The organism is Bradyrhizobium sp. McL0616, from assembly GCF_049993385.1.
Classification (GTDB): Bacteria; Pseudomonadota; Alphaproteobacteria; order Rhizobiales; family Xanthobacteraceae; genus Bradyrhizobium.
Window position 1 is genome coordinate 314,113 of record NZ_CP188255.1, and the last position, 17,451, is coordinate 331,563.

The following is a 17,451-nucleotide window of genomic DNA, read 5'->3' on the forward strand; positions in this document are numbered from 1 at the left end:
AAAAGTAGTCCGATCGCTTTTTCCAAGCACGGCAACGGGGGTCGCCTCAGCGTAGGCCCGGAACGGGCGTGCAACTAACGCGGATCTCAGGGCCACCGCATGCTAGGGGGCTGGCCCTTCGCATCGTTGGACGCGCCCTGGCCTGACAAAGCTATCAGCCATGCCGATAGGCGAACAGGGCATCGACGGAGCTGTCAGAGTACCGAGATGCTCCGGCAGCCCGGACGCGAGTTCCGTGTTTTCGACGCGGGCCTGCAAACACTGCGGAGTCGATGAACGAACACACCTTGTAGCCGGCCGTCGTCTACCGGGCGCAGGCGCCACATGGTCGGAGCTTGCGAGGAAGTTTGGCGCCCGGCCTGCTGGAAGTTTTCAGGTGACACCTCGTGCGCATCGAAGGCGCACTTCATTTGTCAACCGCCGCGGAGAACTCGCCCCCGTGAGTCAGTGGACTTGGGCTTCAAGATCAGGCAAGCCCTGAAGCTTCCAGCATAAGGAGTTCCCGTGTCTCGGCCAAGGAGGGCATATCGGCAAGCGGCGCTTTCAATGTCGGTTGTTTTGCTCCTTGCGACCAATGCCCTTGGGCAGGAGGATAAGAAGACCGACGACGACAAACCTGCCGATCCCGACACGGGGGAGAGCACGGTTGAAGAGAAGACCCTTGGCCTTCTTCCCAATCCGCTGCAGAGCTACGGCGTGAAATTTGCGGCGACCTACATCGGCGAGGCGCTCGGCAACGCGTCCGGAGGATTGAAGCAGAGCGCTATCTACGAAGGCCGCCTGAACCTCGCCGTCGACGTCGATCTGCAGAAGTTGATTGGAATCGACAAGCTCACCTTTCACGCCAACATGTTCCAGATCCATGGCGACGGGCTTTCGCGCAGCAACCTGCAGAACTTCTTCGTCGTTAGCGGGATCGAGGCTCTGCCGTCGACCCGTCTGTACGAAGCCTATTTCGAGAAGCAGTGGGGCGCGAAGCAGGTCTCGCTGAAATTAGGCCAGCTCGCCGCGGACAGCGAATTCTTCAACACCAAGTACACGGACGTGTTCACCAACGCCTCGATGGGTTGGCCGGCCATCACCTCGTTAAATCTGCCTAGCGGCGGACCGTCGCCACCTTTGGCGGCTATGGGCGCAAGGCTGCTGGTCAACGTGACCGACCAGCTTTCCCTTCTGGGTGGTATCTTCGACGGCGACCAGGCCGGACCCGGATCGGGCGACCCGCAGGAGCGCAATCGCTACGGCGTGAATTTCCGCATCAACGATCCGCCGTTGCTTTTAGGTCAGATCCAGTACGCCTGGAACAACAAGAAGGGCGATCCCAACCTGACCGGCCAGATCAAGTTTGGCGGCTGGCGGCACTTCGGCTCCTTCGCGGACCAGAGGCTCGCGTCGAACGGTGTCTCGCTCGCCGCTTCCGGTAGCAGCGGCGAGCCTCTATTGCTGGCGGGAGACATCGGTGGTTGGGCGGTCTTCGAGCAACAGATCTACCGCGTGCCTCACAGCGACGATCGTGGAATCGGTGTGTTCGCAAGAGCCGCCGGCGCGCCCCCTGATCGCAACCTGATCGATCTCTATGCCGATGCCGGCCTCGAGTTCATCGGGCTTCGCGACGACCGGCCCGACGACAAATTCGGGATCGCCGCGGGTTATGCTCATGTCTCCAAGCGCGCGCAAACCCTCGACGCCGACTACCGCACGTTAGCGAATCCCAATTGGCCGATCCGAAGTTTCGAAGGTTTGCTGACGGCTGTCTACCAGTATCAGATCAGGGACGGATGGACGGTGCAGCCGAACTTCCAGTACATCGTCCATCCCGGCGGCGGAGCGACGTTGCCCGTTGGCCCGCTGGCGGGGAAGGCTCTCAAGAACGCTTCGGTGTTCGGTCTCAGGACGACGCTCAAGTTCTAAGACGACGAGCCCATGAACATCGTGGCGACCATGCCCACGATGCAGAGAGCCATCGCGGCGGTCGCGGCCCAGCCCAGCCAGTACAGGGGCCCGGTGACGACAAGCTTGCCCATGACTTTCGGTCGCCGGACGAGCACCATCAGGAGGACCATCACGGGCGCGGCGAGCACCCCGTTGACCACAGCGCTCCAGTAGAGGGCTTTGATCGGATCAATCGGGGTGAAGTTGAGCCCGATTCCGCACAGGCCGGAGAGAGCCAGCACGCTATAGAATGCGATGGCCTCCTTCGGCTTCCGCGAAAGACCGACCTTCCAGCGACGGCCCTCGCCGATGGCGTAGGCGGTAGACCCGGCAAGCACCGGAATGGCCAAAAGCCCGGTGCCGACGATTCCGAGCGCGAAGATGAGCTCCGCGAAAGGACCCGCGATCGGCTTCAAGGCCTCGGCGGCCTGCGCCGAACTTTCGATATCGGTCTTGCCTTGGGCGTGAAGCGTCGCCGCGGTCGTTATAATGATAGAGAGGGCGATCAGGTTGGAAAAGGCCATGCCGATCATCGTGTCCAGACGAATCCGTCGGAATTCTGCCGGCGCGTCGGACGAATCCTTCTTCAAAGGCTTCTTCTCAGGGTCGATTCGCTGCTCCTCGGCTTCCTGCGACGACTGCCAGACGAAGAGATAAGGCGATATCGTCGTGCCCAGAATGGCGACGAGTGTCGTGAGAAACGCGGCATCCCAACTCACGCGGGGAATCAGAATTCCCTTCAGCGCCTCGGCCCAAGGCACCTTCACGACGGCGAGCGCTATCACGTAGGCGAACAGGCTAAGCGTCAACCACTTCAGCACCGATACGTACCGGTCGTAGTCGAAGAAGATCTGGGCAAGGACCGACAAGGTTCCGAACAGGACCACGTAGGCGATGCCGGGTCCGCCGATCAGCAGCTTGAGGGCGTCCGCCATGGCCCCGAGGTCGGCGGCGATGTTGATCGTGTTGGCGGCGAACAGCAGCCCTACCAAGCTCCAGACGTAGACGGCGCCGAAGTTTCGGCAGACGTTGCCGGCGATGCCGTGACCGGTTACCCGCCCTATCCGCCCCGAAATCTCCTGGATCGCAGCCATGAGCGGGTATGAGAGCAGCATGGTCCAGCCGACGCCGAAGCCGAGCTGCGCACCGGCCTGACTATAGGTGCCAATTCCGGACGGGTCGTCGTCGGACGCCCCGGTGATGAGACCGGGACCCAACGTGGACAGGAAGTTCCGGATGCGGAATGTCCTTCGCTTCTGAACCTTCGGTTCGACGGCCGCATCCATTCCGATCCTCCTCCAATGGCTCGCGGTAAACAGCCCGCTCCAACTCTGTAGCTCAATAAAACTCGCCGGCCTGACCGGCGGAAGTCGTTCTGTCGGCGGTCATCGTGAGCCGTCGACGAAGGCGACCGGAGTGCCCTTCGCGACGCTCGCAGCAACGCGCTCCGCATCCCAGTTCGTCAGACGGACGCAGCCATGGGATTCCGCCTTCGAGACCTTCCCGGGCGACGGGGTGCCGTGAATGCCGTATCCCTCGGCGGTGAGGTTGATCCACACTGTTCCTACCGGGTTGTTGGGACCGGGCTTGATGGTGAAAGGTTTTCGGGATCGAACCCCCTTGAAGTGGTAGTCCGGATTGTAGCGATAGGTCGGATTGCGGTCGACCTCGGTCACCTTCAGAGTGCCAGACGGCGACGGCTTCTCCTCGCTCCCGACCGTTGCCGGATAGAAGCCAATAAGCGCGTTGGACTTGTCGAATAGCTTCACCGTCTGCCGGCTCTTGTCGACCTCGACCCTGTCCGCCCTCAACGAAGCGCCGGTCTCTGGGACGCCGGTATCCAATACGATGATGCTGTCGCCAGCGCGCTGGAAGCGCTGCCCGGGATTGAGCGCGGTCAGCAGTTGCTCGCTCATGTGAAACTTCTCGGCCAACCCTTCTCGCGCGCTAGTATAACCTAGCTTCGGCAAGTCTTTCATTTCCTCCATCTTCGACGGGATCTTGCTCAGGAAAGGTCCAGCAACATCTTGCTCGGCGATCGTGTAGTTCGCCGTGACACGCTGATCGTCTGCGCGCAGGGCGTTCCAGACGTCCTCGGTCGGAACGTCCGAGCTCGGCAATTGCCGCGCCTCCGCGAAGGCGCGTAGGGCCTTCTTCGCGTTCTCGCCGAATCTGCCGTCGATCTTGCCTGGTGAAAAGTGGGCCCGGTCGAGCAGGACTTGTAGCCGAACCCCCGCCGGCGTCGGCTTCTCGTTCGACAAGGTTTTCTTCGACGGTTCGGCGGCATCGATAGCAGCCGCGCCCATTTCGGCGCACCGCGCCGCCGGACCGGCCATCACGGCCAGGAGCACAATTATGTGTTTCGCCTTTTGGCACCACATCGCGGAATCCTTTCATGTCATCGATGGCTGAGCACCCCGGTAAAGGCCTGCTTCGGTCACGCCTGGATCGACGATCAGGTCGCGGTAGGCGCGTTCGTACTCTCGCGCCATGCGCCTCGCCGAGAAACGTTCCTCGAAGCGGGCGCGGACGGTCCTCCTGTCCAGTCGGCCGAGCTCGCCCACCGCCCTCGCCGCCTGATCTTCGTTCTCGACGATGAAACCCGTCACGCCGTCCTCAACGACGTCCGGCACAGATCCGGATCGGTAGGCAATAACGGGCGTTCCGCAAGCCATCGCCTCGATCATGACGAGACCGAACGGCTCTGGCCAATCGATCGGGAACAGCAGGGCCGCGGCGTTGGCGAGGAACGGTTGCTTTTTCGCATCGTCGACTTCCCCCACAAGCTGAACCGTTCGACCATCAATGTGCGGCTCCAGTTTCTTCTTGAAGTATCCGGTCTCGGCGCGAGGGATCTTAGCGGCGATGCGCAGCGGCTTCCCGACCGACCGCGCGATCCGGATCGCGTCCTCGGGGCCTTTCTCCGCCGTGAGGCGACCGAGGAAGGCGAGATAGGATCCCTCATCGAAAGACGCGTGGAAGAGGTGCGAAGGCAGCCCGTGCTGGATCGTGGCGATCCAATTCGCCTCCGGAAGCGGCACGCGCTGGTGCTCGGATATCGAGACGAAGCCCGCGCCGGGAAACTCGCGCACCACGTCCGCCAGGCCGGGGAGGTCTAGCCGACCATGCATGGTGGTCAGGAAGGGCACGCCGAGCCGGCTGAGCAGCGGAAGCGGCAACCAATCGATGTGTGCGTGGATCACGTCGAAGTCTTTCGCGCGCCTGGCGACGGCCTCCAGCAGCACGGCACAAGCCGCATTGGGGTCCACGCCCTTGCGCCCGAGGCGCAGCGCGCGTGGCCACACGGGATGAAGTTTGCCTTTCGTCCTGGAATCGCCGCTCGCGAATAGTGTGACGTCGTGACCGAGCTCTACCAACTCGTCCACCAACCACGCCACGACCCGCTCGGTGCCGCCGTACAGCTTTGGGGGAACGCTTTCGGCGAGGGGGGCAAGCTGAGCGATACGCATCTTGCCGATCCTCTAGACTGGAAACATCGATCGGAGGATCAGCATGATGGCAGCCGAAACGAGCTCGGAGATGATCAACAGCGTCCAGTCCGGCCTCGCAGTGCTTCCCACCAGTTGCCTGACGAGCTTCACCATAAGCCTCAACATCCGTCCTTGGGGAGACGGTTCAAGTAGGCCAGGCCGAATCCGGTCAGTTCTTCGACCTCGCTGACGCGCGCTTCCCATCTTTCCTGAAGATGACGCTGCAGCAGACAACGCCGGCTGTCCGCGGCATCCACGTCGCGATGCTTCGCCAGGTAGAGGGACCAAACTATATCCACCGCTAGCCCCAGCGGGGCTTCGTCGACCATGTTCCCGGTCCAACAAAATTGACATCGTGAGACGGCAACTCGTCGCCCGAGCGGAGGTTTCCACTTTTTCCCGAAAATCTTAAGCCCAGTGAGCGTGGACACTGCGGTGCTGGGCGATCTCAGTGCTGCAGGAAGCCGGCGCCATCCGGGAGTGTGAGGAGCTGGTTTGGATGCAAGACCGGGCTGATCCGCACGCCTCTGAGCGCGCATTGGAAATTGCAAGGCAAGAACCGCCGCCTTCCTGTCCCCAGATCAAGCCATGCTGGAAATCCTCGAGGTGCTTGCTTCAGTCGGCGATACCTGTCCGGAACGTTCGCCTGCGGATCTAAAGAGCTCCTGCGCTCGCGAATTCCTCTTCAGATGGAGGCCAGGGTTAGCTCAGGAACGCCGGGAGGCGCACCAGGCACATGAGACCCTATTGGATGTTGAGCCCCGCTGCTGCCAAGGTGCTCGCTAACCTCGCAAGGCGAAGCGATATTGATGTTCCTTCCGTGCCGGCCGTCGGTCGTGCACTAGCCATGCGACTGCTAAGTCGGGTCTCGCACGAAGCCGACACCTGCGCCGCACAAGAGGAACAAAGGCGGAGGTCCAAGCGCTGGCTTTCGCCTAGTGGATCGAGGTCTATGCTCGTCTGCAGTGGATTGCGTTCGGTTCGTCGCTGCTGCGAGCAACTCCCGAGAGCTTCAGTTCGGTGATGGCGCAGAGTTAGGTCGCGCCGTCGCCCATGCCCGTGGGCTCTTTCACCGGCATCCCCTCCAAGTTGGAACGATTCAAGAAAGCGTGAGTTCGATCACCAAGAAATCCGAAAAGCTGAAAGAGGGTGTGATGACGCGATCCGTGGAGGAATTGAGGCGTGAGTCCGAGCATAGTCGCGCTGAGCTGGCCGCTACGGTCGATCGGCTGAAGGAGCAAGTCTCGGAGACGGCTGAGGACATCCGCCACAAGGTATCGCCGCAGCACATCAAGTCGGAAGTGTCCGACTACGTCAGCCAGACGACGAAGAGCTGGGCTGACGGACTGAAGCAGCAGATCATGGACAACCCTATGCGCGCGGTTGCCGCCGGGACGGCCGTGGCCGTACCACTTCTTCGCTTGGCGCGCGGCGTCCCCCTGCCGCTATTGATGATCGGTGCCGGTTTGGCGCTCACCTCGAAGACTGTGAGAGACCGCGCGGCCGAGGTTTCCGGGCCTGCGATGGACAAGGCGGGGCAGGTTTTCGAGGACATGGCGGGGCGAGCCCGCACCATGCAAGGCAATCTCGAGGATCAACTATCTTCAGCGGGGACTCAGGCCGCCAGCATGGCCAATGAGGCGCAAGATGCGACTGCCGGCCTTGCGGACGGCTTGCGCGCACGGGCCGCCCAGGCTGCCGATACGATTGGAGAGAAAGTCAAAAGCGGTATGGATGCGGCAAAGGACAGTGCCTCCGCAGCAAGGGAAGCGGCCGGGAGAGCACCTGAGCAAGCCCGCGCGATCATCAGCGACAATGCCGCCCTGATCGGCGGTCTTGGCGTAGCGATCGGAGCTATCATCGCGGCCGCTCTGCCGGCGACCAGGGCCGAGGCCAAGGCGATGGGCCAGGCCAGCGATGATGTGAAGCGCGCCGCCACCGACGCCGCTCAGTCCGGATTTGAGGCGGCAAAAGACGCCGCAATATCGGCAGCCGACGCCGCGACAAGGAGCGCTACCGAGGCCGATCTCGGTGAGCATGCCAGCCGCATGACTCAGAATATGGCCGACTCTCTCAAGGCTGCGGCCGACGACGTCGTCGGTGCGGCCTTCAATCCCTCCCGCAACCCCAACACGTGAAAGAAACCGTCATGAGCGATCTGGACCTGAGCAGAGGCACCAATCTGAACCAAGATCGGGACGCGGGCACCCCGAAGAACCTGAAGGATCAAATGCAGGAGGCCGGTGCGACGGTGAAGCAGCGTGCAGGCGACGCCTTCCAGGCCTCGGTTGACGTTGCGCAGGACAAGTTCAAAGAAGCGGGAGACGCGGCCAAGAACCTGGCTTCGGGGACCATGGACCAGATTCAAGGCCATGCACGCGAGCAGCAGCGCTCTGGGGCCGAGTTCGTCGAGCGACTTGCCGGCAACGTCCGGGAAGCGGCTCGAGCTTTCGAGAGCGACGTGCCTTTTGCCGCCCGCGGCATCAACTCCGCTGCGGACTATGTTGAAGATGCTGCCGAGAAGATCCGCAGCGGCAGCTTCCGCGCTCTCCTCGACGGCGCGACTGATTTTGCGAAGCGCCAGCCAGCCGCTTTCCTTGGCATTTCGGTGCTCGCAGGCTTTGCTGCGGTTCGCTTCTTGAAAGCCTCCGGTGGTGACTCGTCTTCATCGCCACGAACGAGCAATGAGACGTCCTCGACGCGGGGCGAGCCATGGCGCGGAACCACGTCTTCCGCCGGAAGCGGACCAACCTCCATGCAGGGCTCGTCGGCCTCCGGCAACAATTCGCGGCAAACGTCGTCGTTCAAGGGCAGCAGCGTGTCATGACCATCCAGCACGATATCAAGACGAGCCAGAACGATCTTCGAACCATCTCGGCACTGGTAGCCGACACGATGGGGCAATTCGCGAAGCTGTTCCAGAACGAGATCGACCTCGCAAAGGCCGAGCTCAGCGACAAGCTGCAGAAGGTGGCGGGAGCAGCAGGGCTCCTTGCCGGCGGGGCCCTTCTGGTGATTCCCGCCATCGTGATGGCGCTATTCGCATTGTCGGCAGCGTTGATCTCGGCGGGATGGTCGCAGCCGCTTTCCTACTTGACGTCCGCGATTGTCGCCGGGGCCATTGCGGGCGCGCTGTTTGCGATCGGCATCAACCGGCTGGACGCCCGTAACCTTGCGCCGCGGGAGACCATCCGACAGCTGGAAAAGGACAAGGACACTGTGAAGGGAATGGTCCGATGAGCAGCACGCAAACTGGCTTTCTTGACAATCTGATCGCAGCGGCCCGGGAGAATCCCCTTGCCGCAGTCCTTATCGGGGGTGGCGCGCTCTGGCTCATGATTGGTGATGAGAATATCAAGAGTGCGGCTCGGTCGACGGCATCTGCAGCGGCGGGAGCGGTCGATGGCGGCGTGAGCACGAGTGCTGCATCGGTGCTCCAGCGCACAGCGGCGCCTCCCACCGCGCCCGACATGGATCACGAAGGGTCCTTCAATGTCGGTGAAACCTTGCAGTCCGCCAAGGGCTCGGCATCCGACGCCTTGTCCGGGGCCGCGGATAAGATGAGGGATCGGCTCGAGGACGGCGTAGAGAGGGTACGGGAAGGTTTCGCCAAAGTGGGGGACCAGCTCGCGGGCGGTGAAGCCGTCACAAAAGCAAGGTCGTCGCTGACTGATGCGCTCGAAAAGCAGCCGCTCGTGCTTGGCGTCGTCGGCTTGGCTATCGGTGCGGCAGTCGCAGGGGCCTTTCGAACGACCGAGATCGAGAACGAGTACGTCGGTTCGATAAGCGATGATGTGAAGGCCGACCTGAATACCCGAGCGGGTGCCGTTTCACAGGCGTTGCGCGAATCCTCCGACACGCTGTTGGCCGAAGTTTCAGATGCCGGGGCCGAGACTCTGGATCGCATCAAGCAGACCGGCATGGACGCAGTTCAGGCGGCACGTGAAAAGGCCCCGATGCGCTGATCGTGCTTGAGGACTGGAGTGAAAGGCGCCGCCTGCCCACGCGCGGCGACTCTCCTCCGCCTCGATCGCCCGGTGCGTGAAGGCACGTGCTTCCCTCGGATCTGAATAATCTTTGAATCCGTCAAATAGTTGGGAGCTTGGCAGACGCATTGTTGCTGTGCCTCGCGATTCTAGCAATCGTTTAGGGCGAGCATTCCGCGTGACGGAGCTTTGCCGCGACGGTCGGGACCGGGTCGCGGATAGGCGCTGTGCAATCAGGTGGCGTCTTTACGAAAAATGCAACGGCCACTTCCAAACTCCGTTCGTTTGGTTAGAGGGGATTGATACGGGGCAGGTGCCCTCGCGCAAAAGGTGCATGCAGGCAGCCTATGCTCCGCTATAGGAGTGCGCGTTGGCCCTCGGCCCACGAATGACGCACGCTGTCTAGGAACGTTCAGAAATCGATGCCGGTTATGAAGGTCTCACAGCTCGAGGGCGTGATGACTTCGATCTGGAATAAAAACCATCCTTCAAGAGGGGAACCGACAAGCATCGCAATGGCGTCAACATTGGCGTTGATTGGCGTGGCACTCATAGCCGAGCGCCTGTTTCCACCGCGCGCAGAGGCGGAGAGTCCTTCGATCGTACCGTCGGCAGACCTTGGAGCAGAGGCTGATGAGCAAGGGAAAGGCCGTCAGGCGGCCACACCTTCCGAGATACCGCCCCGGGGCTGGAAGGACATCCTTTTCAGGGTCTACGCGAACATCCCCAAGCACCGCATTTTGGCACTCGCGGCGGGGATGACCTACTACATCATTCTCGCCATTGTCCCGGCGATTGCAGCTCTGGTTGCCGTGTACGGCCTCGTTTCGGATCCAATGACTATAACCAGGCACTTGGACCAGCTGGGCGGATTTCTGCCCGGAGGTGCGATCGACGTCGCACGCGAGCAACTCACAAGGGCCTCGTCAAAGGGGTCACAGACCCTTGGCCTCACCTTCGCCGTTGGCCTTGGGACTTCGCTTTGGAGCGCAAATGCGGCGATGAAGTCTTTGTTTGACACGTTGAACATCGTCCACGGCGAGGAAGAGAAACGTGGTTTCTTCAAGCTCAACGCCATTTCGCTCACGTTTACGCTCGGTGGCATCGTGTTCATTATCGCCGCGCTCGGATCCATCGTGGCCTTGCCCGTCGTCCTCAGCTATGTCGGCCTTTCCGGCGCAGGCGACCGTCTGCTCCGGATCGGACGGTGGCCGGCGATGTTTCTCATCCTTACCTTCGCGCTCGCGGTGATCTATCGCTATGGGCCCAGCCGGGAGAAGGCACGCTGGCGATGGGTCACCTGGGGCAGTGCGATCGCCGCCTTGCTCTGGATCGCGGTTTCCGGAGCGTTCTCCTGGTACGCGGCAAACTTCGGCAGGTTCAACGAAACCTACGGTTCCCTTGGTGCCATCATCGGCTTCATGACCTGGCTGTGGATTTCCGCCATCGTCATTCTGCTGGGCGCGGAGATCGATGCGGAGATGGAACATCAGACCGCGCGCGACACCACGACGGGCGGTGAAAGACCGTTGGGACAACGTGGCTCGGGTAGCGGACACCCTCGGCTCCTCTTCACATTGACCCGCGATGACGGGGAAGATGTAGCACGGGCAGACGCAGCTTGGTCACACGCCCAGTTGATGTAGATCAAGCCAGGCTCATGTGCCATGTCCAGCGCAGCAAACGGGACCGAAAGATGAGTGGACGCTCGCGGGCCCGAAGGTCCTTGGATACGTAGCGATTTTTGGCCTTGACGACGGATCCAAGTCTACGAATGTTCGTTCCCCGCTCCCCTCGCGCTCCCCCAATGAATTCCCGAGCACCGTGGTCCGATCAATATCATTCTATCCTCGGTCGGACCTAACCTTTAGAAGAGGAGGCTCAGATCACGATGCACATGATGCGCCATTGTTAGGTCAATTGGAGTGGTCATCGTCTCATATTTGCAGACGAGCCTCGCGCGCGCGCGCGTAGGCACTCCAAATGTGCTGCATCAGACGCCTTTTTCCTACGATATCCGCCGCAGGAAGGTGCTGCGATTACTGACTGATCCGGAAACCGCAAAAATTTAAACCTTGTCTCTCCAGAAATTCTGAGGTGTGAGATTTCCGATAACTTGCAGCAGGTGCACGACAATCCGCTCGACCGTGAAATGAGCGATGAGGATTATCTTGTTTTGTAAGCATTAGTAGTCGGAGAAAGTCGGTTTCTCTATCTTCTTATGATTAAATGTAGATTCCGACCTACCGACCTTGCCGACCACGAAGTAGACGCCTGGGCGCGAGCTCATCGCTCATCGCTAGGGCCTGCTGATAAATTTTCGGGTCGGTAGTCGGTAGGTCGAGTTGAGCCTTGTTTTAGAATGGCGGCTCGAAGGGCGTTTTCGAGGGATCAAGAGGAGCCCACTCCCCAGTGTCGTGCCATTCAACCCTAGTAAACACCCGGTTCCAAGTTGCCCGCGCAAGCCCTAGTTCAGGAAAAACGAAACCGCGCGGTCTTGAATTATCAATCTTCTTGAACTCAAGTTTGGTGAGTAGAAAGTTGACGGTGTTCCAAGAGATGTCCTCCTTCCGCAACTGCTGCCGAGCGACGTCCGTGAGCGTAGAGGTGGCAACAAAGGGTTCTTTTTCGTTCATCCATCGCTGGACCGGTACCACGCCCTGGAAGAGTAGATCGAGAAACCATTTCTCCAGGCTCGTCAGAGATGCCGTTTTTTGAAAGTCCTTCTCCGCGGTCTGTGGAATATTCACCCTGGGGTGCCATTCCCCTAAAGGGCGCTCCAAAAGGTCGTACAGCATCGCCTCCAAGCCGACGGCTTCGAGCTCCTCATTCAGGGCTTTGAAGTAGGGTTTAGCGCCCTTTCGGCCTTCGGAGACTTTGAAGACGGCGAACCGTCGATCATCTAGCTCAGCAGTAACCACCCACTCCTCGTTGGATGCCATAATCACTTTTGCGTAGTTCGTCATTTGTACAATATCGCGCCCTTTGCCCTCCATAGGGAGATTTCTTTCCGTAAGGAGTGCTTTCAGAATTCCACGCGCTGAGCGGTCGTCTGGTCGCACTGCTTCGTCGGCGAACAACAAGCAGACGTCTCTCATATGCGCGTTGAATCGACCGGCGAACTGACTGGGAGTCACGACTTGCAGCCCATGCTGGCCAAAGAGCGATCTCATCGCGCGGCCAAACGTCGACTTTCCGGTCCCTTGTCCGCCCTTGAAGACCAGCGCTACCTCTGCAGGTTGGTCAGGATTCTGTACGGCCCATGCAGCCCAATTTAGGATGTAGTCGGCAGAGCCTTCATCACCATCTGCAAGGACCGAAACAATGTGAGCTTGCATGCGCGACCAACTGCCAGGTCGAGGTTCTATTCCGAAACCGCGCCAGAGATTCAAGAACCCGTTTATCACTTGCTGGTTGCCGGGTCGGAATACAAGGCCACGGAATTGTCGCCGCATTTCATGTTCGAGCCAGAATCTGCCCAGCGGCTTGAATTGTGGGTTGTCTTTCGCGTCCTTCCCGACGAGCACACGCATGTGCATGTAGCGGTTACGAAAGTCCTCGAAAGACTGAGTCGACAACTGGTCTCTCCCGTCCCCCTCAGATGGGATCCATTCAGCAACGCGGCACTTTCCAGCATCATTCTCAATTACGAAGTGTTTCTCGTTCAGAAGTCTTAGCTCTGGGCTGATGACCTCTTCCTTCGCTCGTTCGATCTGCCGGATCGCATACTTCTCTGCCGCGCTACCTTTTTCGAGAACGCTCTCTGAGATGGCCCAGTGAGGGTCGGTCAAGAGGGAAAAGATCACCTCATCCGGGACTCGCTGACGCACCAAATTGCACACGGCATCAAAGAGCCAAGCCGATCGACTATTGTCATGCGGCTTCGGCTCATCCGGGTGCTTGCCCTGCCCAATGATAATCTTAACGCGGTCAGGAACGCCCCATTCGTCGAGTTCGGACGATTCGATGATGCGACGAACGTTTCCGCCGATCTTGACCGAGTTATTAGACTGGCCCGGGCGACCCAGCGCAGCCGATTGATCACTCCGCATAGGAGCTGCAGGTGTAAATGTGGAAAGGGGATAAACCCTCGAAGTATCGTAAATTACCACCCGCGCCAGAGCTGGACGCCGGCCCTTCAACCGCTTGCGTTCGTCAGGAATGTTTACCGTGCCCGGCAAACGCATGATGCGGTCGATGTTGTGGCAGTTATCACCTTGAAAGGCCTGCTCCATCGCAACGTTGTATAGCGCAGCGTTTTCGGCCAGTTCAAGTTTGCCGTCTACAACGATCGGCGCTTCCAGCCGCCAGAAAGCTTGGAATCCACCACCCGAAAAGAGAATGACGGTCGGCGTCGGAATGCTAGCCGGGAGCCGGTCAGTCATCAGCGAGAAAATACGGCGCTGCTCGTCTTCCACCGGCTCGTTCACTCGGGGGTCGACATCGACATGGAGCCAGCGAACCTCCTTGATGTCTTCGCGTTCAGCCTTCTTGTCGAGATCTCTCAGCGGTCGATTCACATGGAAATACAGGTTAGCACTTCCGTTGAGCGGACCCAGCCATTGCCTCAGTTGATCCAGACGGTCCGGGCCGAAGGTCCGGGTCTGGATTCCCTTCCGGTGTGGCGGAATGGCGGTGAGCACCCACGGCCCTTCAGGTTCGAAGGCGTTCAGGAATTCGATGGCTGAATCGTTGTCCGGCTGTGGCACAGCGTTATCTGCGTCAGACATTGCTGCCCTCCTGCGTTCTCGCGGAAGACACGGGAATATTCGCCGACCCGGAATAGCCGCGGGCGACCGCGACTTGAGTCTTCATCCACTCCAGGACCTCTTCTTCCAAGAAGGCGGTGGTCTGGGGTCCAAGGGCGATAGGCTTTGGGAATGTCCCAGCTCGAATTCGAGCATACAGCGTGTTTTTTGAGAAGCCGACCATCGGGACGACTTCGCTAACTCGTAAAAATCGCATTCTTTGCTTCCTTCGGTTTGTAGGGAAGCAACCAAATAGTGCAGTTAGTCGGTTGGCGTCACTAGTTGGAAATTGTCTGCGCTTCGATGAATATCTCAGAGCAGATCGACCGTCATTCAGCCGGTCAAAGCGTCCACCACGACGTCGCCTAGAAGCTCTTCGCGAAATTCAGGCTTTTGGTTAACTGCCTTCATCACGGCCTCGATATCAGAGACCTCAACTCGATGATCCAGCAAACGAGCTGCGCTGTACAGCAAACGAGCAGCGGCACTCACCGGCACGCGGTCAGGGGGGTGGCGATCCTCTCGAGTTGTCGCTTCAAAAGTGAACACAAGTCCGATTTCGAGCAGGAAATATCTGAGCTCTTTGGCAAACTCCTCCAGCGGCACTCGTTCAGCGCCTCCCTTGCCAACTCCGCGCTTCCGCCCTGCCGCCTTCTGGCGCTTAGAGAAAAGCTCCTCAGTTCCCGCATCCAGCCAATCTAAGGCCTTTTCCAAGTACCCATTCATCTCCTCCGCGCTTGAACCGCGGGAGCGAGCAATGGAATCTAGCTCCTCCCGCGAGACATCGTCGAGAGCGGACAAGGCGAGCACTACTTCCCTTAGTTTCTCACCCATTGTTGCGCATTGTGCCGGAAGCTTAGTGTCGGCGTTGCGGAGTTTTCGGATAGCTTGGAGTTCCGTTTTGCAGTCGACATAACGTTGCTCGCCTACTCGCAGCGCCTTCAACAAAGCGCTTTCTTTTCCGACGAGCGGCTGAACGGCCTTACCACGGCGCTTCTGTTCGTCTGCGGAATCAAACTTGACGCGAAATCTAAACGTGTCGCCGGCGAGTGCGCGTGCATGGTGGTCCGTAAACATACTCATCGCACAATGCTCATGATGTGTGTTTCGTATGCAGCGACAGCTTCACGCTTTTCGGCCAAGTAATCGTACTTGTTGTAAGTCTTTTGAAGACCAGCCTTCGCATGCCCAATGACTGCGTCTCGAACATCTTGGTTGAAGCCGAGCCGCGCCAGCCTCGTCTCGCAGGTTACGCGGAGGTCGTGAACACGGAACGGCATGAGAGTGGCGCCAGATTGCTCGACAGCAATTCGCTTAGATATTTCCTGGTCAAGGCGAGCCTTACCTTTGGAGAACCCCGAAATTGGTACCTTCCCGCTGCGGGTCGAGAACAGAAAATAGTCGTTACCTGGCCAGGCGGGCAGCTGCTCGAAGACGGACCAGGCTTGATCGGCCATTGGCACGACGTGGTCACGATCGCCCTTGTACCGATCCTTTGGAACCTCCAGCCATTTCTTGTCGGGATTGACCTCGGACCTGCGCGCCGAAGCCCATTCCGTGCGGCGCTGCCCGGTCAAGAGCAACAAGCGATACAACGGACCGAAGGGATAGCCTAAAGCAAAGCTTGCGTGCCAAACCCACTTAATCTCCTCGTCCTGAAGCGCGCGGCCCGCTTCATCTTTGTTCTGCAAGTCTCCACGTTTGAACCCATGAATTGGGTTATCGGCGATGATCTCGCGGTCGACCGCCCAATTGAAAAACCGCGACAGATGCTTCCGAACCTCTCGGGCAACGCCATGCCGGCCGCTTTGGACGAGTTCATCGATTAACTCGTGGATATGAGAGCGGCGGAGGTCCTGAACCGGTGTTTTCGCCCAACGAGGCAGCGCGTGCCGGCGCAACACTCCATCAACATTTCGCCAAGCGTCTACATTTGGGATGATCTCGATTTCCATAAAGCGCTGGAAGACGGCCTCAAACGTGTTGACGGCGCGGATCAGGTTGCGCTCACGCCTTTCCATCCGCAGGTCGCGACCTTCTGTCGCAGCCTGGATGATGTCCCGCGCTTGGCGGCGAGCGTCGGTCAACTCAAGGGGCGGGGTCGCCCCCAGGGTGACCCGGTGCTGCTTCCCAGCGAGGAGACGCCCGGTTGGATTGGTGCCGCCCTCGCCCACAACCCGGTAAATGACGCTAAACGACTTCACATTTCGAGGTGTAATGCGGAGCAACAGTCCGGGGCAGGCTTCATTCTCGATTTCAATTCTGCCGCTTGGTGGGGCAGCCGCCTGGTTGTACCGCAGGCGCTCCACCCCCTGCTGGGTTAATCTCTTCCGGTTCAGGCTCTTCATTCCGGCTCCCCCGGGGTGTACTGGGGGAGTGCTGGTTGGCTTTTCTCACGCGCACGCCCCCGCACTCCTTAGGACCGGATTGTGTCGTTCAATCAACGTATTGACAAAGTGAGACTTTACGCATGGTTACCGGTTCGTTCCGCAGAGCTTAACCTTGCCAAGGTCGGGGTCGAGGGTTCGAGCCCCTTCGCCCGCTCCAATTTTTCCCTAGCGTCCGGAATTCCGTAAGCGCAGTTCGCTTCGGCTTGCCTTGGGCAAGCCGCTGAGGATCAGGGGATCAATCCCGAGACACGATAGGCCGCGATGGCGCGATCGTAGACCGAGATGTCGTTGCGTCCGCGTGCAATGAGCTGCGCGCCTGCGATCGCTGCGTAGATGGCCATCGCGCGCTCGCTTCTTTCCGCTTCGCCGGCAGAGGCATCGGCCGTCGCAAGCACGCGCGCAATCCACGCGATATTCATCCGCGGAAAACGATCGATCTCAGATTTCACCTCTTCCGGAAGATCGTCGAGTTCGGCGCTCATGATGCCGCTCAGGCACATGCGGTTGCCGTTGGCGAGCGCGGCACGAAAGATCGCGCTGTAGCGGTCGAAGCACGTATGCGGATCGGGCGCCGTGGCGAGGACTTCGTCCAGATAGGCCGCGCCCTCCTCGGTGTAGCGCCCAGCCAATGCTACGCCGAGATCGCCCTTGGTCGGAAAATGGTAGTGCACGCTGGCACTCTTGATCCCCACCTCCTTGGCGAGGTCGCGAAAGCTCAGCGCATTGTATCCGCGCGCCTGCACGCTTGCTCGTGCAGTCGCCAGGAGCGCCTCGCGCATATCTGCCTTTGTTTTCGCCATCAAGATCGTTACCTACCAATCGATAGATAGCTGTTGACCGTCGTTAATGGAAGGGGTAGCGAGGCCAAATAGGTCTATCTATCGATAGACAGATAAGGTGATCC

The 17,451-nt window shown here is 59.7% G+C and carries 14 protein-coding genes and 2 pseudogenes; 7 read left to right on the forward strand and 9 right to left on the reverse strand.

What is annotated here, in order from left to right; translation table 11 throughout:
* The first annotated feature begins 558 nt into the window (after positions 1 to 558).
* Positions 559 to 1,911: a carbohydrate porin gene (locus ACPPVR_RS01470; RefSeq protein WP_426612528.1), complete on the forward strand. Its 1,353-nt coding sequence runs from the start codon at positions 559 to 561 to the stop codon at positions 1,909 to 1,911.
* Here ACPPVR_RS01470 and ACPPVR_RS01475 read toward each other — a convergent pair.
* From ACPPVR_RS01475 to ACPPVR_RS01490, 4 genes are all read right to left on the reverse strand, one after another.
* Positions 1,908 to 3,218, reverse strand: coding sequence for an NRAMP family divalent metal transporter (locus ACPPVR_RS01475; RefSeq protein ID WP_426612529.1), 1,311 nt, complete (start codon positions 3,216 to 3,218; stop codon positions 1,908 to 1,910). The two genes, ACPPVR_RS01470 and ACPPVR_RS01475, sit on opposite strands and share 4 nt — an antisense overlap.
* Before the next feature lie 99 nt (positions 3,219 to 3,317).
* Positions 3,318 to 4,238, reverse strand: a complete 921-nt coding sequence (locus tag ACPPVR_RS01480; protein ID WP_426612530.1) for a L,D-transpeptidase family protein — start codon at positions 4,236 to 4,238, stop codon at positions 3,318 to 3,320.
* An 87-nt stretch (positions 4,239 to 4,325) separates the two neighbouring features.
* Positions 4,326 to 5,402, reverse strand: coding sequence for a glycosyltransferase family 4 protein (locus ACPPVR_RS01485; protein WP_426612531.1), 1,077 nt, complete (start codon positions 5,400 to 5,402; stop codon positions 4,326 to 4,328).
* Positions 5,403 to 5,542: 140 nt separating this feature from the next.
* Positions 5,543 to 5,752 carry a hypothetical protein gene (locus tag ACPPVR_RS01490; protein ID WP_426612532.1) on the reverse strand — a complete coding sequence of 70 codons (210 nt, stop codon included), beginning with the start codon at positions 5,750 to 5,752 and terminating at the stop codon, positions 5,543 to 5,545.
* 101 nt (positions 5,753 to 5,853) lie between these two features.
* Here ACPPVR_RS01490 and ACPPVR_RS01495 point away from each other — a divergent pair.
* The 6 genes and pseudogenes from ACPPVR_RS01495 to ACPPVR_RS01520 all read left to right on the forward strand — a co-directional run.
* Positions 5,854 to 6,071: pseudogene (locus ACPPVR_RS01495) on the forward strand (hypothetical protein); the annotation flags it as partial.
* Between the two features lie 506 nt (positions 6,072 to 6,577).
* A complete protein-coding gene (locus ACPPVR_RS01500; protein ID WP_426612533.1) occupies positions 6,578 to 7,561 on the forward strand; it encodes a DUF3618 domain-containing protein in 984 nt (327 codons plus the stop codon).
* A gap of 11 nt (positions 7,562 to 7,572) precedes the next feature.
* Entirely contained in the window at positions 7,573 to 8,250 is a 678-nt protein-coding gene (locus ACPPVR_RS01505; RefSeq protein ID WP_426612534.1) for a hypothetical protein, read from the forward strand.
* Positions 8,247 to 8,663, forward strand: coding sequence for a phage holin family protein (locus tag ACPPVR_RS01510; protein WP_426612535.1), 417 nt, complete (start codon positions 8,247 to 8,249; stop codon positions 8,661 to 8,663). Before ACPPVR_RS01505 ends, ACPPVR_RS01510 begins: the two co-directional genes overlap by 4 nt.
* Complete coding sequence (locus tag ACPPVR_RS01515; protein WP_426612536.1) at positions 8,660 to 9,388, forward strand: hypothetical protein; 729 nt, start codon at positions 8,660 to 8,662, stop codon at positions 9,386 to 9,388. Before ACPPVR_RS01510 ends, ACPPVR_RS01515 begins: the two co-directional genes overlap by 4 nt.
* Positions 9,389 to 9,924: 536 nt before the next feature.
* A pseudogene (locus ACPPVR_RS01520) lies at positions 9,925 to 10,990 on the forward strand (YihY/virulence factor BrkB family protein).
* 776 nt (positions 10,991 to 11,766) lie between these two features.
* Here the strand turns inward: ACPPVR_RS01520 and ACPPVR_RS01525 are convergent.
* The 5 genes from ACPPVR_RS01525 to ACPPVR_RS01545 all read right to left on the reverse strand — a co-directional run bounded on the left by ACPPVR_RS01525 (position 11,767) and on the right by ACPPVR_RS01545 (position 17,347).
* Positions 11,767 to 14,139: a DUF5906 domain-containing protein gene (locus ACPPVR_RS01525; RefSeq protein ID WP_426612537.1), complete on the reverse strand. Its 2,373-nt coding sequence runs from the start codon at positions 14,137 to 14,139 to the stop codon at positions 11,767 to 11,769.
* Positions 14,132 to 14,374 carry a helix-turn-helix transcriptional regulator gene (locus ACPPVR_RS01530; protein WP_426612538.1) on the reverse strand — a complete coding sequence of 81 codons (243 nt, stop codon included), beginning with the start codon at positions 14,372 to 14,374 and terminating at the stop codon, positions 14,132 to 14,134. Before ACPPVR_RS01530 ends, ACPPVR_RS01525 begins: the two co-directional genes overlap by 8 nt.
* A gap of 116 nt (positions 14,375 to 14,490) precedes the next feature.
* Positions 14,491 to 15,240 carry a hypothetical protein gene (locus tag ACPPVR_RS01535; RefSeq protein WP_426612539.1) on the reverse strand — a complete coding sequence of 250 codons (750 nt, stop codon included), beginning with the start codon at positions 15,238 to 15,240 and terminating at the stop codon, positions 14,491 to 14,493.
* Positions 15,237 to 16,505 (reverse strand): tyrosine-type recombinase/integrase, encoded by a 1,269-nt coding sequence (locus ACPPVR_RS01540; RefSeq protein WP_426612540.1) that lies wholly within the window; start codon positions 16,503 to 16,505, stop codon positions 15,237 to 15,239. The genes ACPPVR_RS01535 and ACPPVR_RS01540 overlap by 4 nt, the downstream gene beginning before the upstream one ends.
* A 269-nt stretch (positions 16,506 to 16,774) precedes the next feature.
* Positions 16,775 to 17,347, reverse strand: coding sequence for a TetR/AcrR family transcriptional regulator (locus tag ACPPVR_RS01545; protein WP_426612541.1), 573 nt, complete (start codon positions 17,345 to 17,347; stop codon positions 16,775 to 16,777).
* Positions 17,348 to 17,451 lie beyond the last annotated feature (104 nt).

Coding starts and splice junctions, on each gene's coding strand:
- ACPPVR_RS01525 (WP_426612537.1), bottom strand. CDS start 14,139: ATGTCTGACGCAGATAACGCTGTGCCACAGCCGGACAACGATTCAGCC.
- ACPPVR_RS01480 (WP_426612530.1), bottom strand. CDS start 4,238: ATGGGCGCGGCTGCTATCGATGCCGCCGAACCGTCGAAGAAAACCTTG.
- ACPPVR_RS01510 (WP_426612535.1), top strand. CDS start 8,247: ATGACCATCCAGCACGATATCAAGACGAGCCAGAACGATCTTCGAACC.
- ACPPVR_RS01475 (WP_426612529.1), bottom strand. CDS start 3,218: ATGGATGCGGCCGTCGAACCGAAGGTTCAGAAGCGAAGGACATTCCGC.
- ACPPVR_RS01485 (WP_426612531.1), bottom strand. CDS start 5,402: ATGCGTATCGCTCAGCTTGCCCCCCTCGCCGAAAGCGTTCCCCCAAAG.
- ACPPVR_RS01535 (WP_426612539.1), bottom strand. CDS start 15,240: ATGAGTATGTTTACGGACCACCATGCACGCGCACTCGCCGGCGACACG.
- ACPPVR_RS01500 (WP_426612533.1), top strand. CDS start 6,578: ATGACGCGATCCGTGGAGGAATTGAGGCGTGAGTCCGAGCATAGTCGC.
- ACPPVR_RS01515 (WP_426612536.1), top strand. CDS start 8,660: ATGAGCAGCACGCAAACTGGCTTTCTTGACAATCTGATCGCAGCGGCC.
- ACPPVR_RS01490 (WP_426612532.1), bottom strand. CDS start 5,752: ATGGTCGACGAAGCCCCGCTGGGGCTAGCGGTGGATATAGTTTGGTCC.
- ACPPVR_RS01545 (WP_426612541.1), bottom strand. CDS start 17,347: ATGGCGAAAACAAAGGCAGATATGCGCGAGGCGCTCCTGGCGACTGCA.
- ACPPVR_RS01540 (WP_426612540.1), bottom strand. CDS start 16,505: ATGAAGAGCCTGAACCGGAAGAGATTAACCCAGCAGGGGGTGGAGCGC.
- ACPPVR_RS01505 (WP_426612534.1), top strand. CDS start 7,573: ATGAGCGATCTGGACCTGAGCAGAGGCACCAATCTGAACCAAGATCGG.
- ACPPVR_RS01530 (WP_426612538.1), bottom strand. CDS start 14,374: ATGCGATTTTTACGAGTTAGCGAAGTCGTCCCGATGGTCGGCTTCTCA.